This window comes from Campylobacter coli (assembly GCF_009730395.1).
Lineage (GTDB): Bacteria > Campylobacterota > Campylobacteria > Campylobacterales > Campylobacteraceae > Campylobacter_D > Campylobacter_D coli.
Window position 1 is genome coordinate 1,394,008 of record NZ_CP046317.1, and the last position, 25,031, is coordinate 1,419,038.

36 protein-coding genes and 4 tRNA genes are annotated in these 25,031 nt (G+C 32.6%); 10 read left to right on the plus strand and 30 right to left on the minus strand.

The genetic code is table 11. The annotated features are described in order from the left end of the window. Positions 1 to 2: 2 nt before the first annotated feature. From rplR to rsmA, 21 genes are all read right to left on the minus strand, one after another. Complete coding sequence (gene rplR / locus FOC43_RS07120; RefSeq protein WP_002779429.1) at positions 3 to 359, minus strand: 50S ribosomal protein L18; 357 nt, start codon at positions 357 to 359, stop codon at positions 3 to 5. A gap of 9 nt (positions 360 to 368) precedes the next feature. After that, positions 369 to 905, minus strand: coding sequence for a 50S ribosomal protein L6 (gene rplF / locus FOC43_RS07125; protein WP_002779430.1), 537 nt, complete (start codon positions 903 to 905; stop codon positions 369 to 371). Between the two features lie 77 nt (positions 906 to 982). Continuing rightward, positions 983 to 1,378 (minus strand): 30S ribosomal protein S8, encoded by a 396-nt coding sequence (gene rpsH / locus FOC43_RS07130; protein WP_002779432.1) that lies wholly within the window; start codon positions 1,376 to 1,378, stop codon positions 983 to 985. A 9-nt stretch (positions 1,379 to 1,387) separates the two neighbouring features. Beyond that, the gene (locus FOC43_RS07135; RefSeq protein ID WP_002779433.1) at positions 1,388 to 1,573 is read right to left on the minus strand and encodes a type Z 30S ribosomal protein S14; all 186 of its coding nucleotides are present in this window, start codon (positions 1,571 to 1,573) and stop codon (positions 1,388 to 1,390) included. A 1-nt stretch (position 1,574) separates the two neighbouring features. After that, positions 1,575 to 2,120 carry a 50S ribosomal protein L5 gene (gene rplE / locus FOC43_RS07140; RefSeq protein WP_002779435.1) on the minus strand — a complete coding sequence of 182 codons (546 nt, stop codon included), beginning with the start codon at positions 2,118 to 2,120 and terminating at the stop codon, positions 1,575 to 1,577. 3 nt (positions 2,121 to 2,123) lie between these two features. After that, entirely contained in the window at positions 2,124 to 2,357 is a 234-nt protein-coding gene (rplX, locus tag FOC43_RS07145) for a 50S ribosomal protein L24 (protein ID WP_002779437.1), read from the minus strand. Further along, entirely contained in the window at positions 2,357 to 2,725 is a 369-nt protein-coding gene (gene rplN, locus FOC43_RS07150) for a 50S ribosomal protein L14 (RefSeq protein WP_002779438.1), read from the minus strand. The genes rplX and rplN overlap by 1 nt, the downstream gene beginning before the upstream one ends. Further along, complete coding sequence (gene rpsQ, locus FOC43_RS07155) at positions 2,725 to 2,976, minus strand: 30S ribosomal protein S17 (protein WP_002779439.1); 252 nt, start codon at positions 2,974 to 2,976, stop codon at positions 2,725 to 2,727. The genes rplN and rpsQ overlap by 1 nt, the downstream gene beginning before the upstream one ends. Positions 2,977 to 2,985: 9 nt before the next feature. After that, on the minus strand, positions 2,986 to 3,171 hold the full coding sequence (gene rpmC / locus FOC43_RS07160; RefSeq protein WP_002779440.1) for a 50S ribosomal protein L29: 186 nt from the start codon (positions 3,169 to 3,171) through the stop codon (positions 2,986 to 2,988). Beyond that, positions 3,158 to 3,583: a 50S ribosomal protein L16 gene (rplP, locus tag FOC43_RS07165; protein ID WP_002779441.1), complete on the minus strand. Its 426-nt coding sequence runs from the start codon at positions 3,581 to 3,583 to the stop codon at positions 3,158 to 3,160. Before rplP ends, rpmC begins: the two co-directional genes overlap by 14 nt. A gap of 2 nt (positions 3,584 to 3,585) precedes the next feature. Continuing rightward, on the minus strand, positions 3,586 to 4,287 hold the full coding sequence (gene rpsC / locus FOC43_RS07170; RefSeq protein WP_002779442.1) for a 30S ribosomal protein S3: 702 nt from the start codon (positions 4,285 to 4,287) through the stop codon (positions 3,586 to 3,588). Next, entirely contained in the window at positions 4,287 to 4,694 is a 408-nt protein-coding gene (rplV, locus tag FOC43_RS07175) for a 50S ribosomal protein L22 (protein WP_002779996.1), read from the minus strand. Before rplV ends, rpsC begins: the two co-directional genes overlap by 1 nt. Before the next feature lie 10 nt (positions 4,695 to 4,704). Continuing rightward, positions 4,705 to 4,986 (minus strand): 30S ribosomal protein S19, encoded by a 282-nt coding sequence (rpsS, locus tag FOC43_RS07180; protein ID WP_002779444.1) that lies wholly within the window; start codon positions 4,984 to 4,986, stop codon positions 4,705 to 4,707. Between the two features lies 1 nt (position 4,987). Further along, positions 4,988 to 5,818, minus strand: a complete 831-nt coding sequence (gene rplB / locus FOC43_RS07185) for a 50S ribosomal protein L2 (RefSeq protein ID WP_002779445.1) — start codon at positions 5,816 to 5,818, stop codon at positions 4,988 to 4,990. 1 nt (position 5,819) lies between these two features. Then, positions 5,820 to 6,101: a 50S ribosomal protein L23 gene (locus FOC43_RS07190; RefSeq protein WP_002779990.1), complete on the minus strand. Its 282-nt coding sequence runs from the start codon at positions 6,099 to 6,101 to the stop codon at positions 5,820 to 5,822. 2 nt (positions 6,102 to 6,103) lie between these two features. Beyond that, on the minus strand, positions 6,104 to 6,718 hold the full coding sequence (gene rplD, locus FOC43_RS07195) for a 50S ribosomal protein L4 (RefSeq protein WP_002783544.1): 615 nt from the start codon (positions 6,716 to 6,718) through the stop codon (positions 6,104 to 6,106). Continuing rightward, positions 6,715 to 7,290 carry a 50S ribosomal protein L3 gene (gene rplC / locus FOC43_RS07200; protein ID WP_002779987.1) on the minus strand — a complete coding sequence of 192 codons (576 nt, stop codon included), beginning with the start codon at positions 7,288 to 7,290 and terminating at the stop codon, positions 6,715 to 6,717. The genes rplD and rplC overlap by 4 nt, the downstream gene beginning before the upstream one ends. A gap of 9 nt (positions 7,291 to 7,299) precedes the next feature. Further along, a complete protein-coding gene (gene rpsJ / locus FOC43_RS07205) occupies positions 7,300 to 7,611 on the minus strand; it encodes a 30S ribosomal protein S10 (protein ID WP_002779353.1) in 312 nt (103 codons plus the stop codon). A gap of 197 nt (positions 7,612 to 7,808) precedes the next feature. Continuing rightward, on the minus strand, positions 7,809 to 8,570 hold the full coding sequence (locus FOC43_RS07210; RefSeq protein ID WP_002779986.1) for a pseudouridine synthase: 762 nt from the start codon (positions 8,568 to 8,570) through the stop codon (positions 7,809 to 7,811). A 41-nt stretch (positions 8,571 to 8,611) separates the two neighbouring features. Further along, on the minus strand, positions 8,612 to 10,642 hold the full coding sequence (locus FOC43_RS07215) for a ribonuclease J (protein WP_002783543.1): 2,031 nt from the start codon (positions 10,640 to 10,642) through the stop codon (positions 8,612 to 8,614). Further along, positions 10,617 to 11,411, minus strand: a complete 795-nt coding sequence (rsmA, locus tag FOC43_RS07220; RefSeq protein ID WP_002783542.1) for a 16S rRNA (adenine(1518)-N(6)/adenine(1519)-N(6))-dimethyltransferase RsmA — start codon at positions 11,409 to 11,411, stop codon at positions 10,617 to 10,619. Before rsmA ends, FOC43_RS07215 begins: the two co-directional genes overlap by 26 nt. An 84-nt stretch (positions 11,412 to 11,495) precedes the next feature. Here rsmA and FOC43_RS07225 point away from each other — a divergent pair, with 84 nt between their 5' ends. Next, positions 11,496 to 12,032 (plus strand): purine-nucleoside phosphorylase, encoded by a 537-nt coding sequence (locus FOC43_RS07225; protein ID WP_002779357.1) that lies wholly within the window; start codon positions 11,496 to 11,498, stop codon positions 12,030 to 12,032. Between the two features lie 19 nt (positions 12,033 to 12,051). Next, complete coding sequence (gene rlmN, locus FOC43_RS07230) at positions 12,052 to 13,122, plus strand: 23S rRNA (adenine(2503)-C(2))-methyltransferase RlmN (protein WP_002779983.1); 1,071 nt, start codon at positions 12,052 to 12,054, stop codon at positions 13,120 to 13,122. A gap of 553 nt (positions 13,123 to 13,675) precedes the next feature. Here the strand turns inward: rlmN and FOC43_RS07235 are convergent. Further along, positions 13,676 to 13,752: transfer RNA gene (locus FOC43_RS07235), tRNA-Met, on the minus strand. Positions 13,753 to 13,856: 104 nt separating this feature from the next. Here FOC43_RS07235 and FOC43_RS07240 point away from each other — a divergent pair. The 6 genes from FOC43_RS07240 (at position 13,857) to FOC43_RS07260 (ending at position 15,831) form a co-directional block, all read left to right on the plus strand. After that, positions 13,857 to 13,944 (plus strand) — tRNA-Ser (locus FOC43_RS07240). 103 nt (positions 13,945 to 14,047) lie between these two features. After that, positions 14,048 to 14,617, plus strand: a complete 570-nt coding sequence (locus tag FOC43_RS08995) for a hypothetical protein (RefSeq protein WP_223206745.1) — start codon at positions 14,048 to 14,050, stop codon at positions 14,615 to 14,617. After that, the gene (locus tag FOC43_RS09000) at positions 14,599 to 15,012 is read left to right on the plus strand and encodes a glycosyl transferase family 90 (protein ID WP_004284592.1); all 414 of its coding nucleotides are present in this window, start codon (positions 14,599 to 14,601) and stop codon (positions 15,010 to 15,012) included. The genes FOC43_RS08995 and FOC43_RS09000 overlap by 19 nt, the downstream gene beginning before the upstream one ends. A gap of 108 nt (positions 15,013 to 15,120) precedes the next feature. Further along, a tRNA-Ala gene (locus FOC43_RS07250) sits at positions 15,121 to 15,196 on the plus strand. Between the two features lies 1 nt (position 15,197). Continuing rightward, positions 15,198 to 15,273: transfer RNA gene (locus FOC43_RS07255), tRNA-Val, on the plus strand. 27 nt (positions 15,274 to 15,300) lie between these two features. After that, the gene (locus FOC43_RS07260; protein WP_002783539.1) at positions 15,301 to 15,831 is read left to right on the plus strand and encodes a GNAT family N-acetyltransferase; all 531 of its coding nucleotides are present in this window, start codon (positions 15,301 to 15,303) and stop codon (positions 15,829 to 15,831) included. Here the strand turns inward: FOC43_RS07260 and leuD are convergent. From leuD to leuA, 4 genes are read right to left on the minus strand one after another with little or no spacing between them, the layout of a single operon-like run. Then, entirely contained in the window at positions 15,811 to 16,413 is a 603-nt protein-coding gene (leuD, locus tag FOC43_RS07265; protein ID WP_002783537.1) for a 3-isopropylmalate dehydratase small subunit, read from the minus strand. The genes FOC43_RS07260 and leuD overlap by 21 nt on opposite strands. 1 nt (position 16,414) lies before the next feature. After that, positions 16,415 to 17,827 (minus strand): 3-isopropylmalate dehydratase large subunit, encoded by a 1,413-nt coding sequence (leuC, locus tag FOC43_RS07270; RefSeq protein ID WP_072213981.1) that lies wholly within the window; start codon positions 17,825 to 17,827, stop codon positions 16,415 to 16,417. Then, positions 17,814 to 18,890 (minus strand): 3-isopropylmalate dehydrogenase, encoded by a 1,077-nt coding sequence (gene leuB, locus FOC43_RS07275; protein WP_002783534.1) that lies wholly within the window; start codon positions 18,888 to 18,890, stop codon positions 17,814 to 17,816. The genes leuC and leuB overlap by 14 nt, the downstream gene beginning before the upstream one ends. Further along, positions 18,887 to 20,422 carry a 2-isopropylmalate synthase gene (gene leuA, locus FOC43_RS07280; RefSeq protein WP_002783533.1) on the minus strand — a complete coding sequence of 512 codons (1,536 nt, stop codon included), beginning with the start codon at positions 20,420 to 20,422 and terminating at the stop codon, positions 18,887 to 18,889. The genes leuB and leuA overlap by 4 nt, the downstream gene beginning before the upstream one ends. 346 nt (positions 20,423 to 20,768) lie before the next feature. On the opposite strand from leuA, the gene FOC43_RS07285 reads away from it, so the two are divergent. Then, positions 20,769 to 21,398: a hypothetical protein gene (locus FOC43_RS07285; RefSeq protein WP_002779976.1), complete on the plus strand. Its 630-nt coding sequence runs from the start codon at positions 20,769 to 20,771 to the stop codon at positions 21,396 to 21,398. Positions 21,399 to 21,421: 23 nt separating this feature from the next. On the opposite strand, the gene FOC43_RS07290 is transcribed toward FOC43_RS07285, so the two are convergent. The 3 genes from FOC43_RS07290 to queF form a co-directional block, all read right to left on the minus strand. After that, positions 21,422 to 22,066 carry an outer membrane beta-barrel protein gene (locus FOC43_RS07290; protein ID WP_002779974.1) on the minus strand — a complete coding sequence of 215 codons (645 nt, stop codon included), beginning with the start codon at positions 22,064 to 22,066 and terminating at the stop codon, positions 21,422 to 21,424. 413 nt (positions 22,067 to 22,479) lie between these two features. Next, positions 22,480 to 22,806 carry a PepSY-like domain-containing protein gene (locus FOC43_RS07295; protein ID WP_002779367.1) on the minus strand — a complete coding sequence of 109 codons (327 nt, stop codon included), beginning with the start codon at positions 22,804 to 22,806 and terminating at the stop codon, positions 22,480 to 22,482. A 186-nt stretch (positions 22,807 to 22,992) separates the two neighbouring features. Continuing rightward, complete coding sequence (gene queF, locus FOC43_RS07300; RefSeq protein WP_002779368.1) at positions 22,993 to 23,376, minus strand: preQ(1) synthase; 384 nt, start codon at positions 23,374 to 23,376, stop codon at positions 22,993 to 22,995. Between the two features lie 160 nt (positions 23,377 to 23,536). Here queF and FOC43_RS07305 point away from each other — a divergent pair, with 160 nt between their 5' ends. After that, complete coding sequence (locus FOC43_RS07305; RefSeq protein ID WP_002795202.1) at positions 23,537 to 24,136, plus strand: NAD(P)/FAD-dependent oxidoreductase; 600 nt, start codon at positions 23,537 to 23,539, stop codon at positions 24,134 to 24,136. Between the two features lie 4 nt (positions 24,137 to 24,140). Here FOC43_RS07305 and FOC43_RS07310 read toward each other — a convergent pair whose 3' ends face one another. After that, the gene (locus tag FOC43_RS07310; protein WP_004284582.1) at positions 24,141 to 25,022 is read right to left on the minus strand and encodes a homoserine O-acetyltransferase/O-succinyltransferase family protein; all 882 of its coding nucleotides are present in this window, start codon (positions 25,020 to 25,022) and stop codon (positions 24,141 to 24,143) included. Between the last annotated feature and the right edge of the window lie 9 nt (positions 25,023 to 25,031).

The following is a 25,031-nucleotide window of genomic DNA, read 5'->3' on the forward strand; positions in this document are numbered from 1 at the left end:
CCTTATAGCCTAATACCATTTTCTCTTAAAGATTCAGCTAATGCTGCAATTACTCCGTGATATACATAACCATTTCTATCAAACACAGCTTGTTCTATTTGCTTAGCTTTTAAAACTTTAGCAAATTCAGTAGCGATTTTTTTAGCACCTTCTTTGTTTGCTTTAACGCCAAGTTTGCGTCCATCTACTGCTGCTAAAGTTACAGCTTTAACATCATCAATCGCTTGGATATAAAGAGTTCTATTTGATTTAAAAACAGAAATTCTTGGGAAGTTTTCACATCCTGAAATTTTTGCTCTAATTCTTTTTTTTCTTTTAATTCTTAAAGTTAGTTTTCTTTTTAGTACATTTGCTCTCATTGCCTATCCTTACTTTTTAGATGTCTTACCAGCTTTGCGGATAATGCGTTCATCAGAATACTTAACGCCTTTTCCTTTATATGGCTCAGGTGGTCTAAATTCACGAATTTGAGCAGCAACTTGTCCTACTACTTGTTTATCGCTTCCTTTAATGATAACATTGTTTTTATCCACAGTGATTTCAATTCCTTCTGGAATATCATAGTTGATAGGATGTGAAAAACCAAGGCTTAATTCTAAAACTTTGCCTTTTAAAGCAGCTTTATAACCCACTCCGTTGATTTCAAGAGTTTTTGAAAAACCTTGAGTTAAGCCTACAACGATATTGTAAGCTAAAGCTCTATAAGTTCCCCAATATGCTCTACTTTGTCTATCTTCACCTTTAGGAGAGAAAAGAATGTTATTATCTTTAATCTCAACATTTACATTTGCTTTTGTATCAAGCTCTTTTGCTAAATTTCCTTTTTTAAATTTAAGCAAATTTCCTTCTAGTTTAACCTCTACTCCACTAGGGATAGCGATTGGTTGTTTACCTATACGAGACATATTTTTCCTTTTTATTTGTCTAGGATATTTCTACTTTTTTAAAAGAATGGATACCCAATGCCATAAAAAGCAGATTTTTACCAAATGGTACATAAAATTTCGCCGCCAACACCTGCTTTATAAGCTTCATCATTTGCTAAAACGCCACGACTTGTGCTAACTACGATAGTACCGTAACCGTTTTTAAATCTTTTAATTTCTTCTTTACCCTTATAAACACGACGACCTGGTTTAGAAACTCTTTTAAGTTCGTTAATAACGCTTTTACCTTTTTCATCGTATTTTAAAACTACATTGATAAATTTCTTTTTATCTTCTTCGATAACATTAAAACTTTCAATATACCCTTTAGCTTGGAAAATTCCAACTAAAGCTTCTACAACTTTAGAATGTAAAAGCTTGGTTGTTTCAAGCTTTCTCATTCCGGCATTGCGAATTCTTGTTAGTGAATCTGAAATTATATCATTTATCATTTTATTTCCTTACCAGCTTGCTTTTTTAAGACCTGGAATCAAGCCTTCATTACCCATTTTTCTTAGGCAAACTCTACAAATTCCAAAATCTCTATAAACCGAATGCGGACGCCCACAAATTTGGCATCTTGTATAGCCTCTTACTTTGAATTTAGGTTTGCGTGCCGCTTTTGCAATCATTGATTTTTTAGCCATCTTACTTTCCTTTTGTAAATGGCACACCGATAAGTTCTAACAACTTTTGTGCCTCTTTATCGTTTTGTGCTGTTGTAACTATAGAAATGTTCATACCATGAGTTCTTAAAATTTTATCATACTCAACTTCTGGGAACATCAACTGCTCATCAAGACCGAAATTGTAATTTCCTCTTCCATCAAAACCATCTCTACTTAAACCTCTAAAGTCTTTCACTCTTGGTAAAGCAATAGAAATTAATTTATCAAGAAAAGCAAACATATTTTCTTTTCTTAAAGTTACCATTACACCTACAGGAAAACCTTCACGCACTTTAAATCCTGCAACTGATTTTTTAGCTTTAGTAATCACAGCCTTTTGTCCTGCTATCAAAGAAATAGTATCTGCAACATTTTGCAATACTTTTTGATCTTTAGCAAGCTCACCCGCACCTACGCTAATAACGATTTTTTCTATCGCAGGGATAAGCATAGGATTTTTAATATCAAATTCTTTTACCAAAGCAGGTTTGATGCTTTGATCGTATTTTTCTTTCAATCTCATCATCGCTTACTCCTGAACTTTTGCCACATTGGAAATATCCATTGGCATTTCTTTATTGATAAAACCACCATTTGGGTTTTTCTCGCTAGGTTTTATAGCTTTTTTAGCAATCTTACATCCCTCAACAACTACTTTAAGTGTTTTTGGATATACTGCTAACACTTTACCTGTCTTACCTTTGTCATCACCTGTGATAACTTTAACGCTATCACCTTTTTTGATTTTTAATTTAACCGCCATTATAATACCTCCGGTGCTAGTGAAACAATTTTCATAAAGCCACCATATCTAACTTCTCTACCCACTGGCCCAAAGATACGAGTTCCGATAGGTTCTCTTTTGTTATCAAGAATAACTGCAGCATTTTCATCAAAACGAATCAAAGAACCATTATCTCTATGAATTTCTTTTTTAGTTCTAACGATAACTGCTTTTACTACTTGACCTTTTTTTACCTTACCATTTGGTAAAGCTTTTTTTACAGATGCAACAATTACATCGCCTACAGTAGCATATCTTCTTTTACTACCACCTAAAACTTTAATACACATTAATTCTTTTGCACCGCTATTGTCAGCAACTGCAAGTCTTGTAAAACTTTGAATCATTACTCAACTCCTGTAGCTAATACAGATTTTAAGCGAAATGATTTTCTTTTTGAAAGTGGTCTGCATTCTACTGCAACAACAGTATCACCCACTTTAACTTCATTTCTCTCATCATGAATTAGATATTTTTTAAAGCGTTTAACAATTTTTCTATATCTTGGATGAACCACTTTTCTTTCAACCAAAATACTCGCTGTTTTCTCACCTGCGATTTTCACAACAACGCCTTGTATTTCTCTTTTAAATGCCATTTTTTATCCTTATTTTAAAGCGTTAATTGCTGTATTGATTCTAGCAATGTCTTTTCTAACTTCGCTAATCTCTTTTGGATTAGTAAGTTGCATTGTTTTTAGCTTTTGTTTTAAAGTGAATAAAAGCACCTTTTTTTCTTTTAGCATTGTTGCAAGCTCAGCTGCTGTTTTATCTTTAATCTCAGTATATTTCATTTTGGCTCTCTCTTGTAACAAACTTAGTTTTAAATGGAAGTTTATGCATAGCTAAAGTCAATGCTTCTCTTGCCATTTCTTCGCTTACTCCTGCCATTTCATAAATGATACGACCTGGCTTGATATTCATTACCCATTCCTCAACAGCACCTTTACCTTTACCCATACGAGTTTCTAAAGGTTTTTTTGTCAAAGGCTTATCTGGGAAAACTCTAATCCAAGTTTTTCCTTGTCTTTTAACAAAACGAGTTAAAGCGATACGCGCTGCTTCAATTTGGCGTGAATTAATGCGTCCTGCTTCAGTTGCTTTTAATGCAAATTCACCAAAAGTAAATTCAGTTCCACGATTAGCATAACCTCTGTTACGCCCTTTCATCATTTTGCGATATTTAGTTCTTTTTGGCATTAACATGATTATTTACTCCTTCTTGTGCGTCTTTGCTTTTTAGCTGGAGCACTTTCTTCTGTTTTTTCAGTTTGTAAGCCTTTTTGCAATACTTCACCTTTAAAGATCCAAACTTTAACACCTATGTTTCCATAAGTAGTTCTAGCTTCTGCAAAACCGTAATCGATTTTTGCTCTTAAAGTATGAAGTGGCACACGACCTTCAAGATACCATTCAGTTCTTGCCATTTCAGCACCGCCTAAACGACCAGAAACTGAAACTTTAATCCCTTTAGCACCTGCTTTTTGTGCGCCTTGAATTACTTTTTTCATTGCTCTTCTAAAAGCGATTCTTTTTTCAAGTTGAGTTGCAACGCTTTCAGCAGCAAGTTGAGCTGAAGCACCCGCTTTTCTTTCTTCTTTGATGTTGATATTTACATCTTTACCGATTAAATCTTGCAATTCTTTTCTTAAATTATCAACATCGCTACCTTTTTTACCAATGATAATACCTGGTCTTGCAGCTACAACAGTTACGCGAAGCTTTTTAGCAGTTCTTTCTACTAAAATTTGGCTGATTCCCGCATAATAAAGTTTTCTTTTTAAGAAAGCTCTGATTTTGTAATCTTCACCGATATTTTCCACTAAATTTGCCTTAGTTGGAAACCATCTTGATTCCCAGTTTCTATTAATTCCTAGTCTTAGACCGATTGGATTTACTTTTTGTCCCATTAGCTTTCCTTTTCTGCCGTTACTTTTTTAGTACTTGTTTTTTTAACAGGAGTTTTTTTAGCTACTGCTTTTTTTGCTTCAGTTTTAACTTCCGCTTTCGCTACTTCTACTAAGATATGTGAAGTAGGTTTTCTAATACGGCTTGCACTTCCTCTAGCACGTGGTCTAAATCTTTTTAATACAGCACCAGCATCTACACGACAACTTTTTACCACTACTTCGTTCGCTTCAAAACCGCCGTTTGCTACTGCACTTGAAATTGCATTTGCGATATATTTGGCACCCTTGTTTGGCATAAATTTTAAACTAGCCATAGCTAATTCTGCATTCATCCCCTGAACTTCTCTAGCAATCAATCTTGCTTTAGTTGGAGATAATCTTATGAATTTAATTAATGCTTTACTCATATCTTATCCCTTACTTACCAATTTTCTTTTGCACAGAACCTTTATGGCCTTTAAATGTGCGTGTTGGAGCAAATTCGCCAAGTTTATAACCGATATGATTTTCAGTGATATAAACGGGAATAAAACTTTTGCCATTATGAACATTGAAAGTTAAACCTATCATATCAGGAATGATAGTACTTCTTCTAGACCAAGTTTTAATAGGTTTATTATCATTAGCCTTTTTAGCAGCGATGACTTTTTTCATTACATGATCATCAACAAAAGGACCTTTTTTTAGTGATCTAGCCATCTTACTTTCCTTTTCTTCTTGAAATTATTAGCTTATCGCTAGCTTTTTTACGACGAGTTTTCGCACCTTTGGTTGGTTTACCCCATGGAGTTACTGGATGACGGCCTGAATTTTTCTTACCTTCACCCCCACCGTGCGGGTGATCTACTGGGTTCATAGCTGAACCACGAGTTTGTGGGCGGATACCTCTATGGCGATTTCTACCTGCTTTACCGATAGTCACATTTGCCCATTCTTCGTTACCTACTTCGCCTATACTTGCCATACATTCAGCTAGAACTTGTCTCATTTCACCGCTTGCAAGTCTTAAGATAACATATTTTTCTTCTTTACCCATAAGTTGCGCATAAGCTCCTGCTGAGCGGATCATTTGACCACCTTTGCCTGGCTTTAACTCAACATTATGAACAATAGTACCCACAGGAATGTTTTTAAGTTTCATTGCATTACCTGGTTTTATATCAAGTCCACTTTCAGCAGCTGCAACGATATCACCAACACTGAGTCCGCGTGGTTGAAGAATATATCTTTTTTCACCATCTTTATAAGAAATCAAAGCAATTCTACAATTTCTATATGGATCGTATTCGATCGCTTCTACTTTTCCTTCTATACCAAATTTGCGACGTTTAAAATCGATAATTCTGTAAAGTTTTTTCGCTCCTGCTTCTTTATGACGACTTGTAATTCTTCCGTAGCTATTGCGTCCTGCGTGTGCTGGAAGTTTCACAAGTAAAGAGCGTACACTTGGTTTTGCTGTAATATCTTCAGAGCTTAAACCTGTAATATATCTTCTACTTGGAGTATATGGTTTATAAGTTTTAATTGCCATCTTAAGCCTCCATACTTTCTAAGCTAACACCTTCAGGTAGCTTAACATAGAATTTTTTATAATCGTTTCTTTGACCTAAACGACCTCTAAAACGCTTAACTTTTCCATCCATTCTTAAAGAATTGATGCTTTTTGGAGTTACACCAAAATACTCTTTTAAAACCGCTTTTAAGCCTGTTTTAGTCATTTTTGGCGAAGTTTGAATAACTACGACACCTTGCTCTTGCAAATTCAAACTTTTTTCTGTGTAAAGTATAGTCTTTATATCAGTAATATCTGCCATAATTATCCCTCTTTTGTAATAGATTCTAACGCTGATTTTTCCATAATAACAGCATTAAATACAGATACTAAATAAGCATTTACTTCAGTTACATCAACTACATAGCAATTTGCTAAATTTCTGTAAGCTAAAAGTGTTTTTTCATCTAGTAAATCTTTAACGATTAAAGCATCTTTGACGCCAAGTTTTTTAATCACAGCGTTTGCATCTTTTGTTTTACCACTTTCAATAGCCAAAGAATCAGCAGTAAATAACACACCTTTAGCTGCTTTATCTGCTAAAGCTCTTTCAAGCGCCAATCTTTTTTGTTTTTTATTTACTTTTTGGAAGTAGTTTCTTTCATTTGTTGGACCAAAAGCAACCGCACCGCCTACCCAAACGTTAGTTCTTGTTGAACCCGCTCTAGCACCGCCACGACCTTTTTGTCTCCAAGGTTTTTTACCACCACCACTTACATCACTTCTACCTTTAGTATGAGCTGTATTTGCTCTTAAACTTGCAAGGTAAGATTTTACATACAAGTAAAGATTGTGTGGATTTACTTCCGCATATTTTGAAGGTAAATCAAGTTCACCTGCTTTTTCTAATTTATCATTTAAAACAACTACTTTACTCATTTTGCAATCCTTATTTTACCCATAGCACCATTATAACCTGGTACTGCACCTTTAACTACTAAAATTTTATTTTCAGCATCATAAGATACAACTTCGTTTTTAACGGTCACTTTAGTATTTCCATAGTGTCCTGCCATTTTCATACCTGGTTGAACACGACCTGGCCATTCTCTATTACCAATAGATCCATGGCGTCTGTGAAATCTAGAACCGTGACTTGCTGGACCCCCTGCAAAGTTATGTCTCTTCATAACACCGCTATAACCTCTACCTTTAGTGTTAAAGCTTACTTTTAAAATTTTTGCTTCATTTAATGGAGTTTCATCTAAATCTCCTGCTTCAGTATTTGCTACTTCTAAAGTCGCAAATCTATTGTATTCTGCAGAAAGATTGTATTTTTTTTGTTGTCCTGCGACACATTTATTACTTGCTTTACCTTTTGGATATGCTACTAAAGCCTTTCCGCCTTCAACTTCACATACTTTTGCATTTACAACTCTTAGTAAAGTTACAGCGATACTTGGATTAGTAATTGTTCTGCTCATTCCAATTTTTTCTACAATATATTCCATATCTTATCCTTACTTACCCATAGCTCTTACTTCAACGCTTACTTCTGGCGCTAAATCAAGCTTAGTTAAAGAATCAACTGTATCTGGAGTCGCTGCTACTATATCTAGCATACGCGCGTGAATTCTTATTTCAAACTGCTCACGAGAATCTTTGTTAATGTGTGGAGATTTTAAAACTGTATAGCGTTTGATTTTAGTAGGCATTGGTATCGGACCTCTGATATCCGCACCTGTTCTTTTAACAGCTTCTACGATTGCTGCAACTGTTCTGTCTAGTACTCGATGGTCATAAGCTTTTAGCTTAAGCCTAATTCTTTCCATAATATTTCCTTTAAAAAGAACTCGTTAGTTAAAAACTAACCAATTTATAAAAATTGAAATGAGAGTATATAAAATCTTGTTTTCAAAGTCAAGGAATTTGATGAAATTTTTCTATTATTTTCCTTTTAAAAAGGATAAAAATAGAATTTTTAGAATTTAAAAATTATCATTATTTTTTAAATTTTTGTATATAATGGTCAATATCTTATTTCATTAAATTTTAAAAAATCTCTTAATTTTTCATATTCGCCATTTTCTAAATAACGATATTTTCCCGCCTTCAACATACCAAGATCTAAAGCCCCAAAAGCAACACGCTTAAGATCCATGACTTCAAGATCAAAATGTCCAAAAAAGCGTCTAAGCTCTCTATTTTTACCTTCATTTATAACCACTCTAAGCTTAGTATAGCCTCCACTTGATCCAAAAATTTCAAAGTCTATAAAAGGAGCAAAACTCATAGAGGTAATTTTAGTTTTTGCATGTGCGCCTTTTTTTTCATTTTTAATCTCAAGTCCATTTTGCATGGCTTCGATGACTTGTTTGCTCACCGTGCCTTTAACTTTAAGGTAGTATTCTCTTTCTAAATCGCTATGCATTAAAGCATCGGCAATCACAGGAGAATCTGTAAGCAAAAGTAAGCCTTCGCTAGCAAAGTCAAGCCTTCCTACGCTAAGCCAAGTACTAAATTGTCTTGGCAAGGTATCATATATAGTTTTTCTTCCACGATCGTCTTTTTTACTGACAATTTCACCTTTTTGTTTATGGTAGATTATCACGCTAAATTGCGTTTTTTTACGCAAAGCTTTGCCCTTAACAAAGACTTTATCGTTTGTCTTCACTTCGTCGCTTAAAAGGGCTATTTTGTTGTTTATTTTTACCAAACCTTGCTTGATAAGCTCATCAGCTTCGCGGCGTGAATAAGGGCTATTGTGTGATATGAATTTATTGATTCTCATTTGAATTCCTATGAAAATTTAAGGGCGAAAAACGCCCTATTTTACATTACAAAAATAGTTGGAACTATGGTTGGATATTTTTTAATCTTTCTAAAAATATGTTTTCTCAATACTTGACGAATTTGATTTTCCAAAAATCTTGGATCATTAAGCACTTCATCTTTAACATTGACAAAAAATTGTCCTAAAACCTCTGCCATTTCTTTAGAAAAAGCATGATCTTGTTTATCTGCTACAAGTCCATAGCTAAATACTCTTGGTTTATTAATCAATGTTTTACTTGCTTTATCAAGCTGTGCGATGATGACAACTATACCGCTATCTGCAAGTTTTTGACGATCAATTACTACATCATCGGCGATTTGTTTATTGATTTGATTATCTACAAAAACTTTACCTGTTTTTACGGTTTTTATGCGTTTGACATATTTTTGGCAAAGTTCTACTTGATCGCCATCACTCATAAGATAAATATTTCTTTCAGGGATACCGCACTTCATCGCTGTTTCTTTGTGTTTGGTGATGTGATTGTATTCTCCATGAACTGGTAGGAAAAATTTAGGCTTAGTAAGGGTTAGCATAAGCTTTTGCTCTTCTATACTAGCGTGTCCGCTTACATGAATTTCACTAAATTCTTGATACGCTACTTTAGCTCCTGCTTTTAAAAGATAGTCAAGCACCGCAGAAACACTTGCTTCATTTCCTGGTATGGCTTTAGCTGAAATAATCACTTGATCTGTAGGTTTGATTTTTATAAATTTATGCTCATCAGTTGCCATTCTATAAAGCGCACTCATGGTTTCGCCTTGACTTCCTGTAGTTACGATAAGCACTTCATTGTCTTTATATTTGCTTACTTCATCAGCATCGATGAAAATTTTTCTATCAAGTTTGATGTAGCCTAATTCCATAGTGGTATAAAGATTTCTTTCCATAGAACGACCGATCACACAAACTTTTCTACCGTATTTTAAACCATAAGTGATAGCTTGATAAACGCGGTGGATATTAGAACTAAAAGTACTCATGATCACCCTGCCTTTGGTACGTGCAAAGATTTGATCAAAAGTTGGCCCTACGGAGCTTTCACTTTTTGTATAACCTTCTTTGTACGAATTTGTACTATCGCTTAAAAGACATAAAACCCCTTCTTCTCCATAATGTGCCAAACGTCCTAAGTCTGTTGGATAGCCATCGATTGGAGTTTGATCAATTTTAAAATCACCTGTGTGGATAATCGTTCCTGCTTTTGTTTTGATCGCAAGCGCTGAAGCATCAATGATAGAATGCGTGATGTGGATCCACTCTATATCAAATTCGCCTATCTCATAAACACGGCGTTTTTCTACAGGGCGAAACCATTTGCGTTCTGCTTTTAAGCCATGTTCTTCAAATTTGTTTGAAATCATTCCTAAAGCCAAAGGTGTAGCGTAGATAGGAAATTGGAATTCTTTAAAGAAATAAGGCACTGCACCGATATGATCTTCGTGTGCATGAGTGATCACTATACCACGAATTTTATCTTTAATTTTTCTTACATAGTCAAAATCAGGGATGATAATATCTACCCCATGCATAGTTCCATCAGGAAAACTCATACCTATATCTACTATAATTGCATCTTTATTGGTTTCAAAAACACTGATATTTCCACCAATTTCTCCTAAACCTCCTAAAGGAGTGATGCGGATTTTATGCTCGCTAGAATTATTATATTTTAAAGGGTGTAAGCGGTTTTCATGTGAAATACGGTTAGCTTCTATGCATTCTGCAAGAGCGATTTGCCAATCTTCATTACCTGTGAGTTTTGAAGGAAGATTGCGATTTCTTTTTTTCTTTTTCTCACTTGGTTTTTCTACATTTTCACCCTCTAAAGGTTGAGTATTTGTAGAATTTTTCTTGGTATTTATCTTTTCGTTGTTAGAAAATTCATGAGTTGAATTTTGAGAATTTTCACTGATAGAATCGGCTAATTTTTTTCTACGATTTCTGTATTTATAGCGCTTGTTGTTTTTTGAATTTGAGTTAGGATTGTTTGTATTTTCACTATTTCCTTTGTTGTTTTCGTTCATATTCTTCCTTTACTTTTTCGTAAATTTTAAGGTATGAATCGACGCAAAGTTCATGTGGGCGTAAATTTAAATTGAGTTTTAACTCTTGAAAAAGCTCTGTTAATTTAGCTTTATGAATTTTTAAATTCCCTAATAATTGTTTTCTTGGCGCTTTAAAACAATCTTTCAAAAAAGCTTTAAAAGCATGAATTTCACAGAGATCCTGATAAGCTCTGAATTTAATCATTTTCATCACTGCTGATACTACTTTTGGCGGTGGATTAAAACATTCAGGCTCTACATCAAACAGTATTTCTCGTTCACAAATCATAGCACTTAAAACTCCAAGAGCTGAAAAATCACTTTCTCCACTATGAGCACAGAATTTCAATGCCATTTCTTTTTGAACCATTACTATCAAACCTGAGCAATTTTTATCCTCTAAGGCTTGCAAAATCAAATGACTTGCGACATAGTAAGGTAAATTAGCGACCAAAAAATACTTCTTTTCATCAAAACATGCGAGCTTACTTGCATCTTGATGAAGCAAATTTAATTTTCCACAATCAAGTTCTTTTTGAAATTTCTTACGCAAAATAGGTATAAGATCATCATCTATCTCATAAGCCTTTACATGAGAAACTTTTAAAAGCTCTTGCGTCAAATCACCTAAGCCAGGCCCAATCTCTACTATATTTTCAGTATCTTTGGGTATGGCTTGGATGATTTTTGATAAAATACTTTTATCGTTTAAAAAATTTTGTCCGTAATGTTTTTTTGCTTTCATCATAATAGTTTTTTATTTTAGCTAAAAATTCTTAATTTTAAGCCTTTTTAGCTAAAATTCTTGCTAAATTATTTTTAGGATATGTGAATGATAGTTTGTGCAGGTGGAAATGAAAATTTTTCTTTTGCCAAAACCATAGGTATAGGTTTGGTAGAATCAACCTTTCATTTAACACAACTTTGCTTAAAAGAAAAACCTTCAAAACTTATATTTATAGGAACATGTGGACTTTACGATAAAGGAGAAATTCTAGGAATTTATAAAAGTTCTCATGCTTGTAATATTGAATTTTCTTATATTTCTGATCAATTCTACACTCCTGCAAACATTGAAATCAAACTCAACAATCAAAATGTTTCTCGTGAAACAATCAAAGTCAATTCTTCTAATTATATTTGTCAAAATTCAAAAGCAGCAAAAGAATTTGCAAAACTAGGTTTTTTTGCTGAAAATATGGAAGCTTTTTCGATTTTAAGCGTGGCTAAAAATTTAGATATAGATGCAGAATGCATTTTATGTGCGACTAATTTTTGCAATGAAAATGCTCATGAAGATTTTATAAAAAATCATCAAAAGGCAAAAGAAAAACTAGAAGAATATTTAAAAATTAATCATTATATTTAGCAATCAAAGGAAAGCAATCTTGAAAGAACTCATTAATATCTTAGACTTTTTACCTGAAGAATTGGAAGAAAAAATCAAGCCTATGTTTCGCGTGAAACAAATTTATCAATGGATATATCAAAAATATGCAAATAATTTTTCCGATATGTCAAGTCTACCAAAAGATTTGCGTTTAGAACTTGCGCAAACTTACCATTTCTCTCCTCTTAAATGCGTTAAAAATGAACAAAGCAAAGATGGAAGTATCAAATATCTTTTTGAACTTATCGATGGCTTAAGGATAGAAAGTGTACTTTTGCCTATGAAAGAAGAACAATTTGACGAAGAGGGTAAAAGAATTTCACATACAAGATATACTATTTGCGTTTCTTCCCAAGTAGGCTGTAAAAGTGGCTGTAGTTTTTGCCTTACTGCCAAAGGAGGCTTAAAAAGAAATTTGAGCGCGGGAGAGATAGTCGGACAAATTTTATGGATCAAAAAACAAAACAATATCCCCTATGAGCGTCGTGTCAATATAGTCTATATGGGCATGGGAGAACCTCTTGACAATCTTAAAAATGTTTCCAAGGCAGTTAAAATTCTCTCTCAAAATGATGGACTTGCTATCAGCCCTCGCAGACAAACCATAAGCACAAGTGGTTTAGCAAAGCAAATCAAAGAGCTGGGTGAAATGAATTTAGGCGTCTTGCTTGCCATCTCCCTTCACGCGGTTAATGATGAACTCCGAACCGAACTCATGCCTATAAATAAAGCTTATAATATAGCTGCGATCATGGATGCTGTGCGTGCTTTTCCTATAGATCAAAGAAAAAGAGTAATGTTTGAGTATTTACTCATTGATGGCATTAATGATAAACTTGAACACGCAAAAGAACTGGTCAAGCTTTTAAATGGTATAAAAGCCAAAGTGAATTTGATACTTTTCAATCCTCACGAGGGTAGTATTTATCATCGTCCTAAGCTTGAAAATGCGATCAAATTTCAAGATTTATTAAGCGCTAAAGGAGTAACTTGCACCATAAGAGAGAGCAAGGGACTTGATATTTCAGCAGCTTGTGGACAACTCAAAGAAAGGGCAAAAGAATTATGACAGCTTTGGATATTTTTCAAATCATTTTTATATTTGTCGTTGTGTTGATAGGTTTTGTGGGTATGATTTGGGTGATTTCTAAAGATAAAAGCAATCGCTAATTGAATAAATCTTTTATTGAAATTTTAAGATATTTAAATTTATAAATAAAACGATGTGCACTTTGATAAATTTAAATATCAATCAAATTATAATTTTATGATACTATACTCTTATCAAAAGTCTATTTTAAGTTAATTTTATAATAACAAATTCCCCTTGTGTCTTTAAATTTGATTATTTTTTTGATTATTTCGAGATAAATTTTTAAACATTAATCTTTAAAATACAATAATCAAATTTCTATCTTTTATAAAATATACCTTATCTCAAAACCATCTCTTCAAACAAATTTTATTTCAAGCCATATAAAAGATGGTACAAATTTAAATGCCAAAAATTTAAAATAGAACTTAAATTCTAAGATAAAAACAAATTTATAATTTAAAACTATTAAGATAAAATTTGTAATTAAAATAATTTAAGGGTGATTTTTTAAAAGAAGTTTTAAAAATGGTGTCAAGGGGGAGACTTGAACTCCCGACCTCCGGCTTATGAGACCAGCGCTCTAACCAGCTGAGCTACCCTGACATAATAAATCTTTAAAGATTATTTTACAAAATGAAAATGTAATTATACTCTTTTTTACTAAAATTTTATTTAAAGCTTTTTTAGATATAATTTAATTTTTAATTAGACAGGTGTCCGAGCGGTTGAAGGAGCACGCCTGGAACGCGTGTAAAGTGCAAGCTTTCGAGGGTTCGAATCCCTTCCTGTCTGCCACTATTAACTTTTTAACATTAAAATATTATTGTTTTATTAAAAATTACTTTACTACTTAATAATATTTTTGTAAAATATTATAATTTTTTATATGGACTTCACAATGCTACAATCGAGATTATTTATGAATTTAAAAGGCATCGGAATATCTTTTACACCAAGATATTTTTTTCAAACAAAATTGCATAAAATTTTCAATGAAATTTTAAAATATAATGCTAAAGAGCTAGAAGAAATACGAACTCGGGTTAAGTATTACAATCAAATAAATGATTTTTTTACATTAACAGAAAGAGAAAAAATAGGAAAATTTCCTTTTAAAAATACTTCTTATGCTTTTGATGCTTATGAAATTAGTAAATACTTTAATGATGATTTTTTATGGAAAAAAGAATTTGGTGATGTAAAATATACTTTTAAAGAGCCGACCATTTGTAAATCAAGACCTTTAGAAAATAATACAAACAACATTTTATTAAAACTTGATAAAAATAGGCATTTTTGTTTTTTAAAAGACAATATAAAATATGAAAATAAAAAAGATATAGCAATTTTTAGAGGTGCTGTATATCAAAAACATAGAAAAGAATTTTTTCATTCTTATTTTGGTAAATCATTTTGTGATATAGGAGATACTTCAAAGCAACCTAGCCAATGGAAAAAAACTTTTTAAGTAAAAAAGAACAAATGAAATATAAATTTATAATCTCTTTAGAAGGCAACGATGTAGCAAGCAATTTAAAATGGGAAATGAATTCCAATTCTTTAGTCTTAGCCCCAAAAATAACTTGCGAAACTTGGTTCATGGAAGGAACTTTAAAACCAAATTACCATTTTGCTTTAATTGATAATGATAACTTAGCTACAGTAATCGAACATTTTATCAGTCATCCAAAAGATGCGCTAGAAATCATTAATAATGCTCATCAGTATGTTAAGAAATTCTTAGATAAGAAAAAAGAATTTTATATAGGGATTTTAGTTTTGACTAAATATTTTTACTATTCTGGGCAACTCGATCTTAACAAAGATGAATGCAAAAGAGAAATTTTAGAATTAATCAAATAATTTAAAATTCTTTTATATTTTATTTTTATAACTTTTAATAAGAATTTTAAATTTAGTTTTCAGCCAAAAAAAAGTAATATTGCGCTAAAATTTTTTAGAAAATTCTAAGGGGCATTAGCTCAGCTGGGAGAGCACAACGCTGGCAGCGTTGGGGTCAGCGGTTCGAACCCGCTATGCTCCACCATGGTTCCGTAGCTCAGTTGGTAGAGCACTACCTTGACATGGTAGTGGCCGTTGGTTCAAGTCCAATCGGAGCCACCATCACCCTTCCTTATACAAAGGATTATCATGCAAAACACTATCATACAAAAAGCCGTCAATAAAGATTTAAATTCTATACTTGAAATCACAAAAGATGCTTTAAATGCTATGAAAACTATGAATTTTCACCAATGGGATGAGAATTATCCCAATGAAATAGTTTTTCAAGAAGATATACAAGCACAAGAACTTTATGTGTTTAAAGAAAATGATGAAATTTTAGGCTTTATCTGTATCAATGAAAAATTTGAACCTGAATTTTACAAACAAGTTATTTTTAACAAAAATTACGATGATAAAGCCTTTTATCTACACCGTTTAGCTGTCAAACAAAATGCAAAAGGCAAAGGCGTGGCACAAAAACTTTTAAATTTTTGCGAAAATTTTGCCTTGGAAAATCACAAGGCAAGTTTAAGAGCAGATACTCATAGTAAAAATTTTCCTATGAATTCGCTTTTTAAAAAGCTTGATTTTAATTTTTGTGGAAACTTTGACATACCTAATTACCAAGATCCTTTTTTAGCTTATGAAAAAATTCTAAACCAAAAAGCTTTTTGAGTTTTTTTCATAAGCCTTGATTTGTTCTTCATATTTTAAAGTTAAAGCTATATTATCAAGCCCTTCTAGTAAACAGGTTCTACGAAATTCATCCAAATCAAAAGAAAAAACTTGATCTTTAAAAAATACCTTTTTCTCAAATAAAGAAATTTCTATATTTTTATCTTCAGATTCTTTCAGTTGCTTTATAATGCTTACAACCTCATCTTTAGCAAGTTCTATAGTGAGCAAACCGTTTCCTAAGGCATTGTTTTTAAAAATATCCGCAAAAGAAGGTGCGATAATAGCTCTAATACCATAATCAACCAAAGCCCAAGGCGCATGCTCTCTTGAAGAGCCACTACCAAAATTTTCAAAACTCACCAAAATAGAGCTATTTTGATATTCTTTTTTATTGAGATTAAAATCCATATTTAAAACACTTTCTTTATCATCTAAATAACGCAAATCATGGAACAAATGCTTGCCAAAACCTTGCTTAGACACTGCAAGTAAAAATTGCTTAGGTATAATTTGATCTGTGTCTATATTGGCATATTCTAAAGGACAAGCTATACCTTTGTGTATAATAAATTTTTGCATATTAAACTCCTAAATACTTTCTATTATCACAAATAACACCTTCTATGGCACAAGCTGCTGCACTTGCAGGACTCATCAAATGAGTGATAGAACCTTTGCCTTGTCTGCCTACAAAGTTACGATTTGAAGTTGAAGCAACTCTTTGACCTGAATTTGCTTTGTCATCATTCATACCAAGACACATAGAACACCCTGCATATCTCCACTCACACCCTGCCTCGATAAAAATCTTATCAAGTCCTAAATTTTCAGCTTCTTTTCTTACTTGCATTGAACCAGGCACAATTAAAGCTTTAACATTTTTATGAATTTTGCGCCCTTTTAAGATATCAGCGGCTATTTTAAGATCTTCTAAACGCCCATTTGTGCAAGATCCTATAAATACAATGTCGATTTTTACCCCTTCTAAGCTTTGATCTTGCTCCAAATTCACATAATCTAAAGCATCAAGTAAAGATTTTTGATCGCTTGGATTGCTAAAATCACTGACTTTTGGAATTCTTTCATTTATAGCAATAACTTGAGAAGGATTAGTTCCATAGCTGATTTGCGGTTGAATTTGGCTTGCATCAAGGACTATACTTTCATCATATTGTGCACCCTCATCGCTTTTTAAACTCTTCCAATACTCACAATGCTTTTCAAATTCTTCTCCCTTTGGAGCAAATTCTTTCCCTTTTATATACTCAAAAGTAATCTCATCAGGAGCTATCATACCGACTTTTGCTCCAAATTCTATAGCCATATTACAAAGAGTCATTCTAGCTTCCATGCTCAAACTTTCTATCAACTCTCCACAAAATTCTATAGCATAGCCTGTACCTTTTGCGGTACCGTATTTTGATATAAGATATAAAATCAAATCCTTAGCATAAACACCCTTTTGAAACTGACCCTTACATTCTATTTTCATAGTTTTAAGTTTTGCTTGTTTTAAAGTTTGCGTAGCCATTACATGCTCGACCTCGCTTGTGCCTATACCAAAAGCCAAAGCTCCAAAGGCCCCGTGTGTTGCAGTGTGAGAATCCCCACAAACCAAAGTTACACCCGGTAAAGTAAAACCAAGCTCGGGACTTACTATATGCACTATACCTTGATTTTTATCGCCTAGGCCTAAAAGTCTGACTCCAAATTCTTTAGTATTTTGCATCAAAGTCGTAATTTGCTCTTTTGCCATACCTGAACAAGCATCCAAATCTGTGCTTTTAGTCGATACATCATGATCTATAGTTGCTAAAGTCAAATCCGATCTTGCCATTTTACGATTTGCCATTTTAAGACCTGAAAAAGCTTGAGGGCTTGTTACTTCGTGGATTAAATGTCTATCGATATAAAGTATAGGAAGTTCATTTTCCTTTTGATAAACCACATGAGAATCAAACACTTTTTCATATAAAGTTTTAGCCATTGTTATTCTCCTTTAAAATTTCTACTATACAATCCCCCATTTCATCGGTGCTTAAATAAGAATTCGCATTTAAATCCTTAGTCATTTTTCCACGCTCTAAAGCTATGGCTATGGCATTTTCTATATCCCTTGCAGCCTTTTCTTCTTTAAAGCTATATTTTAACATCAAAGCAGCACTTAAAATTTGGGCTATAGGATTGGCTATATTTAAATGAGCTATATCAGGAGCTGAACCACCTGCTGGCTCATAAAGCCCAAAACCTTTATCATTTAAACTCGCAGAACAAAGCAAGCCCAAAGATCCACTTATAGCTGCTAATTCATCGCTTAAAATATCGCCAAAAAGATTAGAACAAAGCATTACATCAAAAGTGCTAGGATTTTTAATAATTTGCATAGCTGCATTATCTACATACATGTATTCTAGCTTGATATCTTCGTATTCTTTTGCAATTTGATCTACTACATCACGCCATAAAATAGAACTTGCTAAAACATTTGCCTTATCAATTAGATGCACTTTTTTATTTCTTATTCTTGCACTTTCAAAAGCAAGGCGTGTAATCCTTTCTATCTCTGCTTTAGTGTAAATTTCAGTATCATAAGCACTTTCTTTGCCCAATTCTTGCTTACCAAAATAAATCCCGCCTGTAAGCTCTCTAACGCACAAGATATCCACACCTTTTTGGATAATTTCATCTTTTAAGGGCGAAGCATGTCTTAAGCTTTCATAAATTTTACAAGGACGCAAATTTGCAAATAAATTAAAATGCTTTCTTAAAGGTAAAAGCGAAGCTCTTTCAGGTCTTTGATCTATAGGTAGATTATCCCACTTAGGTCCTCCTACTGAACCAAACAAAATAGCATCGCTTTGCTCACAAAGCTTTAAAGTCTCATCGCTTAATGCTACCCCATAGGCATCTATACTTGCCCCACCTATCTTCGCTTCTTTTGTTTCTAATTTAAAGCCGTGTTTTTGGGCGACAAAATTTAAAATTTTTAAAGCCTCTTTCATCACTGAAGGCCCTATGCCATCTCCTGGCAAAACTGCTATTTTATAAGTATTCATACTGCTTTCCTTTCTTCAACTTTTAAAGATCGATAAATTGCATTGTAAGCACTGATAAAGGCTTGAGCTGATGCTTCTATAACATCTGTTGAAAGCCCTTTGCCATGAAATTTTCTCCCTTTAAATTCTAAATCCACATCCACTTGCCCTTGTGCATCCACACCTGAACTTTTTGCATTAATGCTATATGCTTTTAAAACAGGGTTTAAGCCTGTGATTCTAGAGATGCAATTAAACACCGCTTCTATGGGCCCATTTCCGGTACAAGCTTCAGTTTTTAATTCTTCTTTTATACGCACACAAACACAAGCTGTTGGGATAGTGCCGCTGATTACGCTTAATTTTTCAAGTACTAATTCATTTTCTTCATCATTTTCATAACTTAAAAACATTAAAGCCTCTAAGTCATAATCATAAACCTGTCCTTTTTTATCCGCAAGGCGTAAAAAACTCTCATAAACTTCATCTAAATTATAAGTTTTTTCATCATATCCTAAATTATCAAGACAAGTTTTAATCATAGCTCTACCGCTTCTTGCAGTCATAAGCATACGATTTTCATGAAGTCCTATGCTGCTAGGGCTTATAATTTCATAAGTTTGTCTATTTTTAAGTACTCCATCTTGATGAATTCCAGAACTATGAGAAAAGGCGTTACTTCCTACTATGGCTTTATGTGAAGGTATGCTTTCATTAGTGATAGCTGAAACTAATTTTGAAGTTTTAGAAATATTTTCACACTTGATATCTGTATAAAAACCTTTTAAATAATCGCTTCTTGTTTTTATCGCCATTACAACTTCTTCCAAAGCGCAATTTCCAGCCCTTTCACCAAGCCCATTCATAGTACATTCTATCTGTCTTGCGCCTTGTAAAATAGCACTTAAGCTATTGCCTGTTGCCATACCTAAGTCATTATGACAATGCACAGAAATAACAGCTTTGTCTATATTTGGCACTTTGTTAAATAAAATTTTGATGATATTAGCAAATTCACTTGGCAAAGTATAACCCACAGTATCAGGTATATTGATAGTTCTAGCCCCTGCTTTGATAGCATTTTCTACCATAAAACAAAGATTATCAATAGGAGTTCTTCCTGCATCTTCGCATGAAAATTCCACATCATCAGTATAGTTTCTAGCTCTTGCAATCGCTCTTTGTGCCATAGCTAAAATTTCATCAAAATCTTTTTTTAATTTATCTTGTATGTGCAAAGTTGAAGTGGCTATAAAAGTATGAATTCTAAAAGAATCCGCCACTTTTAAAGCCTCATAAGCGGCATCTATATCTTTATCCAAAGCTCTAGAAAGCGCACAAATGGTTGAATTTTTTACTTTTGAGGCTATATTTTTTACCGCTTCAAAATCTCCTTGTGAAGATACAGGAAAACCTGCTTCTATCACATCAACACCTAAATTTTCAAGCGCTAAGGCAATCTGTAATTTTTGATTTATATTTAAAGAACTGCCTAAGGCTTGTTCACCATCGCGTAAAGTTGTATCAAAAATGATAATTTTATTATTCTTCATATTTTAATCCTTAAAAAACGAGATAAACCGAATGAATTTTATTAAAAATTCAAAAACTTAAAAACAATAGTAAAATAAATAAATTTCAGAAATGATTAAAAAAAATAAAAATTTTAGTTTAGGATGAGTGAGAGTTGCAGCATCAGGTTAAAGTGATTTTCTTTATTTTTTTGCTCTTTGACTTGAATTGAATTTGAATTTTTAAAAACCTGTGTCATTGTCGCCTCCTTCATAAAATTATATAGTTTCGAATTTAGCATATTTTTAGTTAATACACAAAATAAAAATTTACAAATTAAGAAATTTATTGTTATAATTGTAATTTTAAGTAACAAAAAGGATGTTGATGTTAAAAGAGCTTTTAGAAATCAAAAAAGAAATGGAGCCTGTTATCCATGAAGCTAATGTAAAATTAAATGTATTGGCTCGTGAAGTAATAGTTCGTAGAAAAGAGTATGAAATTTACGGACCTATGGTAGATCGTGTCTATCTTGATAATGCAATTTATGTTAAAGTTATGGCAAGTGGGCGCGATGTCAAAACTGATAATGTCCCAATCAAAACAGGTTTTTACATGGTTTTTGTTGCTCCTGAAAAAGAAAGTACAAAAGATATCAAAAATAAACTCAAAGTAGCTTATGAAGGACTTGATAACAAATTTATCGCTACACTTATACGATCTTGCCAACGCTTTAAAGAGATCATAAACAAAACCCAAGCTACACTTGCTAAAGCTTCAAAAATGAATGTTTTAATAAAAACCAATCTAGGAGAAGCAAGCGCGGCTCTTAAATTTAACATCACCATAGAATACACCAAAGAAAACCAAAAATTAACACGCGAAAATACAAAATCGGCAGGAAGTTTTAGAGATACTAGAACTTATATCAATCTTGTAGTAGATAAAAATACTGATTCTCAAATTTGTGAAAAATTATTAGACGATGTGGAAAAATATTTTATCGGTGGGGGTTGAAATCCTACCGATAAAATACTTCATTAGAATTTGTAAGTATAACCTAAATATAAACCATAATTTGTTTGTCTTGGATCATAAAAATTCGACCCTATAGTTTCTTGGTAATAATTTCTAGTATTGTATTCGATTTGTTCTGCTTTAAAACCTACTTCGATTTCATTAGAAGCGCCTAATTCAAATATAGCACCTATTTTTGCTCCGTAAACAAAACCATCAAAATCTTGAGATAAAGATAATAAAGATGTTTTTAAATCAATACTTGTTTTTGCATAGCCTAAATATCCACCCGCAACAGCTCTTACTCTTTTAAAAATTTCTGGAGTAAAATCATAGCCTAGCAAGAATTTATGTGTGTTAAAATCACCCTCTATTCTAAGATTAGGAGTTCTTATAATATCACTAAATTCATCAGAATAATTATAAGCAGCATACAATCTATGTAAATCATTAAAACGATAACCCATTCTTAAACCTAAAATAGGAATGCTACTAGATAAATCACCATTAAAAACAGCACCGGTTTTATTATGTTTTAAATCCCCTTTAACTTTAGTTTGAACATAAGCTGCATCCGCACCTATAAAAAAACCTGATTCTTCCGCAGCTAAAGCTGAACTTGAAAATAGCGCAATACCCACAATTACACTTAAAAACTTTTTATTCATAATTTTTCCTTTAAATTGGTTTTGTAAAACGCATTATATTATATTATATTGATAATTAATATAGTATTATTTTTGTTACTTTTTTAATTTTTTTCTAAGATATGTAAGTATTCTATGGTTTGAGATTGTTTGCAAATTCGAGAAGAATCGGCCTTAAAACGCTTATAAATTTGACTTTTTAAATCATATTTTCCATATTTTTAAAGATTTGTTTTTCAAGGAAAGCAAGCTCAACATAAATCACTTAACATCTAAAAATATTAGACTTTTTGCCTCAACGATAGACAACTAATATCAAAATATATAACTTATATTTAAAAAAATGTGCAATTATAATATAAATTTATCTAAAAAAGAATAAAAAACACAAAGAGTAAATTTACTCTTTGTAAAAAAGTTTCAATCAAAAGTGATTAATCATCAAATTTTTGTCCCAAAAAATTGCCATTGCGATCAAAATAAAGCTCCATAAAATTATTGAGCTTAACCTCATAACCATACTCTTCCCAATCCACATCAACAATAAAAGCACCTGGATGTAGATTTTGAATTTGGCTGTTGATATTTTTTGGTAAGCCATTAAAATAATCTTGTGGTGGCATAGCTTGTTGTGGGTATGCAGGATATGGATGAAGTGGGGCAGGTGCGACTGCAGGAGTTTGAGTCGAAGCAGGGACCATGTTCGCACTTGCAAGAATTGCAGAGCATGCTAGAATAGCAGGGATAATTTTTGTTTTCATTATCTAACTCCTTAAAATGTTTTAACAAGTGTAAGTTTATGTTTTTTGTGTGAAGCGAGCGTGAAAGGTAAGATAAAAAATATTTAGAAAATAGCTCTATAAATTTAGAATATTGAAAAAATTTTGAAGCTTTTGCACTTTAAAGCTATTTTTTATAAAGCTTTACATGAATGCAAAAGCTTTATTTCATTTTGGCACTACCATATCACTGCGACATTCTATCACTGTGTGCACATTTCCGCGTGGATTAAAATCCCCTACCACCTTAATCCATTTTGGCTTGAGCTTATCTTTTAAGGTATTATAAATTTCATTGATGCTTGCTTCATGTGAAACATTTCTATGCATAAAAGTATTGATATAAAGTTTTATCGCTTTAAGTTCAACCACAAATTGATCAGGTATATACTCAAGATAAATCGTCGCAAAATCAGGATAACCCGAACGCGGACAACAACACATAAATTCAGGTAAGGTGATTTTTATAATATAATCATTCTTCGCATCATTAGGCCAAATTTCCATATTTTCTACATCAAATTCTTTAATTTCTTTTTCACCATAACGCATGAGCTTTCCTTATTGAAAAATTTTTAGAAAATTATATAAAAAATTACTTTTAGAGCAATTGAAAAATAAACATTTTTAACAAATTGTATAAAAAAGATCGATATTAGATTAAATAAAGCTTTTTATACTAGAATAAGACAAATTTTTAAAAAGGAAAAAAATGAGAAAATCAATTGCAATTATAGGCGGTAGCATCGCAGGACTTAGCGCGGCTTTATTTTTCGCTTCAGCTAAAAATGAAGAACTTGACTTTGATATCACTGTTTTTGATGAGGGTAAAGCAGATTTAAAAGCAGCAGCAATTTACAATGTTCCTTTTTTCCCAAAAGGTGCAAAAGCAGATGAAATTTACACTCATATAAAAGCACAAATTGCTTCTATGCTCGAAGTAAAATACATCGATTCAAAAGTAGTAAGCATAAGCGGAGAAAAAGGAGATTTTACTGTTAATGATGAGCAAGGCTTGGGTATAAAAGCAGATTATATCATCGTAGCAACAGGGGCAAACAAAAGCGATATCAAAGAACTTGAAGATTTTGTAATACCGCATGAGCTTATGCCAAAACCAAACAAATTTTGTTTCAAACATCACGGGAGACAGATTATCAAAGAAGGAATTTACGCAGCAGGACTTGCTTCAGGTGTTACGACTATGGTAGCTTGCGCGATGGGAAGTGCCAATGAAGCAGCTTGCGCAATTTTAAGCGATATCAAAGGTGCAGTAAGCGTATATCACGATACACCTACTACAAGAGTTTAAATCATCAAAGCACAAAAGGTGTGCTTTGATACACATCATAATTGAGCCAATTTGCAAAGATGGTGTTCGCATTTGAACGCCAATTGTATTTTATATTGCCCTTTTTATCATAATAATTTTTAGCTTTTTGTATGAAATTATCTCTTACATATTCTTGGTGTAAAGTATCTTTAAAATACTCTAAATGGCCTAAAATAAAAATATTCTTTTCATCTCTTAATAAAGCCGAGCCAATTTTTTTATTTCTAAGCAAAACTTTCAATTTCTCTTGTTTTTGTAGTGCTAAAATTTGCTCTTCATCCATACTAGAATGTCTTGAATGAGGCATTAAAACCTTTTCATCTAAATTCGTTAAAAGTAAATCAGGTGAAATTTTATCATGCTTATAAATTCCAAAAATTTTCTTATCTAAAGCGATTTTATCTACGCCATGAAAATGTTTTAAAGCAGCCATAGCACCCCAACAAATATACATAGAACTTGTTACATTTTGCTGTAAAAAATCAAAAATTTCTAACAATTCTTTCCAGTAAGCAACTTTTTCAAAATCCATTTGTTCCACAGGAGCTCCCGTAACAATAGCACCATCAAATTTGCGTTTTTTAACCTCATCAAGACCTTTATAAAATTTTTCTAAATGAGTAAAAGGAGTGTTTTTACCTACATAGCTAGTAGTAGCTAAAAGTGTGATATTTACTTGCAAAGGAGAATTTGCAAGTAAGCTTAAAATTTGATTTTCTGTTTCAATTTTTTTTGGCATAAGATTGATGATTAAAATCTCTTGCGGACGGATATCTTGATGTTTTGCCCTCCTTGATCCCATGATAAAAGCATGTTCTTTTAAAAGCTCATAAGCGGGTATATTTTCTGGAATAATAAGTGGCATTTTTTCTCC

Bases quoted from the DNA above. Each gene is read 5' to 3' on its own strand.
- rplR (WP_002779429.1), bottom strand. From the start codon at position 359: ATGAGAGCAAATGTACTAAAAAGAAAACTAACTTTAAGAATTAAAAGA.
- rplF (WP_002779430.1), bottom strand. From the start codon at position 905: ATGTCTCGTATAGGTAAACAACCAATCGCTATCCCTAGTGGAGTAGAG.
- rpsH (WP_002779432.1), bottom strand. From the start codon at position 1,378: ATGATAAATGATATAATTTCAGATTCACTAACAAGAATTCGCAATGCC.
- FOC43_RS07135 (WP_002779433.1), bottom strand. From the start codon at position 1,573: ATGGCTAAAAAATCAATGATTGCAAAAGCGGCACGCAAACCTAAATTC.
- rplE (WP_002779435.1), bottom strand. From the start codon at position 2,120: ATGATGAGATTGAAAGAAAAATACGATCAAAGCATCAAACCTGCTTTG.
- rplX (WP_002779437.1), bottom strand. From the start codon at position 2,357: ATGGCGGTTAAATTAAAAATCAAAAAAGGTGATAGCGTTAAAGTTATC.
- rplN (WP_002779438.1), bottom strand. From the start codon at position 2,725: ATGATTCAAAGTTTTACAAGACTTGCAGTTGCTGACAATAGCGGTGCA.
- rpsQ (WP_002779439.1), bottom strand. From the start codon at position 2,976: ATGGCATTTAAAAGAGAAATACAAGGCGTTGTTGTGAAAATCGCAGGT.
- rpmC (WP_002779440.1), bottom strand. From the start codon at position 3,171: ATGAAATATACTGAGATTAAAGATAAAACAGCAGCTGAGCTTGCAACA.
- rplP (WP_002779441.1), bottom strand. From the start codon at position 3,583: ATGTTAATGCCAAAAAGAACTAAATATCGCAAAATGATGAAAGGGCGT.
- rpsC (WP_002779442.1), bottom strand. From the start codon at position 4,287: ATGGGACAAAAAGTAAATCCAATCGGTCTAAGACTAGGAATTAATAGA.
- rplV (WP_002779996.1), bottom strand. From the start codon at position 4,694: ATGAGTAAAGCATTAATTAAATTCATAAGATTATCTCCAACTAAAGCA.
- rpsS (WP_002779444.1), bottom strand. From the start codon at position 4,986: ATGGCTAGATCACTAAAAAAAGGTCCTTTTGTTGATGATCATGTAATG.
- rplB (WP_002779445.1), bottom strand. From the start codon at position 5,818: ATGGCAATTAAAACTTATAAACCATATACTCCAAGTAGAAGATATATT.
- FOC43_RS07190 (WP_002779990.1), bottom strand. From the start codon at position 6,101: ATGGCAGATATTACTGATATAAAGACTATACTTTACACAGAAAAAAGT.
- rplD (WP_002783544.1), bottom strand. From the start codon at position 6,718: ATGAGTAAAGTAGTTGTTTTAAATGATAAATTAGAAAAAGCAGGTGAA.
- rplC (WP_002779987.1), bottom strand. From the start codon at position 7,290: ATGGAATATATTGTAGAAAAAATTGGAATGAGCAGAACAATTACTAAT.
- rpsJ (WP_002779353.1), bottom strand. From the start codon at position 7,611: ATGGAAAGAATTAGGCTTAAGCTAAAAGCTTATGACCATCGAGTACTA.
- FOC43_RS07210 (WP_002779986.1), bottom strand. From the start codon at position 8,570: ATGAGAATCAATAAATTCATATCACACAATAGCCCTTATTCACGCCGC.
- FOC43_RS07215 (WP_002783543.1), bottom strand. From the start codon at position 10,642: ATGAACGAAAACAACAAAGGAAATAGTGAAAATACAAACAATCCTAAC.
- rsmA (WP_002783542.1), bottom strand. From the start codon at position 11,411: ATGATGAAAGCAAAAAAACATTACGGACAAAATTTTTTAAACGATAAA.
- FOC43_RS07225 (WP_002779357.1), top strand. From the start codon at position 11,496: ATGATAGTTTGTGCAGGTGGAAATGAAAATTTTTCTTTTGCCAAAACC.
- FOC43_RS08995 (WP_223206745.1), top strand. From the start codon at position 14,048: ATGCTACAATCGAGATTATTTATGAATTTAAAAGGCATCGGAATATCT.
- FOC43_RS09000 (WP_004284592.1), top strand. From the start codon at position 14,599: ATGGAAAAAAACTTTTTAAGTAAAAAAGAACAAATGAAATATAAATTT.
- FOC43_RS07260 (WP_002783539.1), top strand. From the start codon at position 15,301: ATGCAAAACACTATCATACAAAAAGCCGTCAATAAAGATTTAAATTCT.
- leuD (WP_002783537.1), bottom strand. From the start codon at position 16,413: ATGCAAAAATTTATTATACACAAAGGTATAGCTTGTCCTTTAGAATAT.
- leuB (WP_002783534.1), bottom strand. From the start codon at position 18,890: ATGAATACTTATAAAATAGCAGTTTTGCCAGGAGATGGCATAGGGCCT.
- leuA (WP_002783533.1), bottom strand. From the start codon at position 20,422: ATGAAGAATAATAAAATTATCATTTTTGATACAACTTTACGCGATGGT.
- FOC43_RS07285 (WP_002779976.1), top strand. From the start codon at position 20,769: ATGTTAAAAGAGCTTTTAGAAATCAAAAAAGAAATGGAGCCTGTTATC.
- FOC43_RS07290 (WP_002779974.1), bottom strand. From the start codon at position 22,066: ATGAATAAAAAGTTTTTAAGTGTAATTGTGGGTATTGCGCTATTTTCA.
- FOC43_RS07295 (WP_002779367.1), bottom strand. From the start codon at position 22,806: ATGAAAACAAAAATTATCCCTGCTATTCTAGCATGCTCTGCAATTCTT.
- queF (WP_002779368.1), bottom strand. From the start codon at position 23,376: ATGCGTTATGGTGAAAAAGAAATTAAAGAATTTGATGTAGAAAATATG.
- FOC43_RS07305 (WP_002795202.1), top strand. From the start codon at position 23,537: ATGAGAAAATCAATTGCAATTATAGGCGGTAGCATCGCAGGACTTAGC.
- FOC43_RS07310 (WP_004284582.1), bottom strand. From the start codon at position 25,022: ATGCCACTTATTATTCCAGAAAATATACCCGCTTATGAGCTTTTAAAA.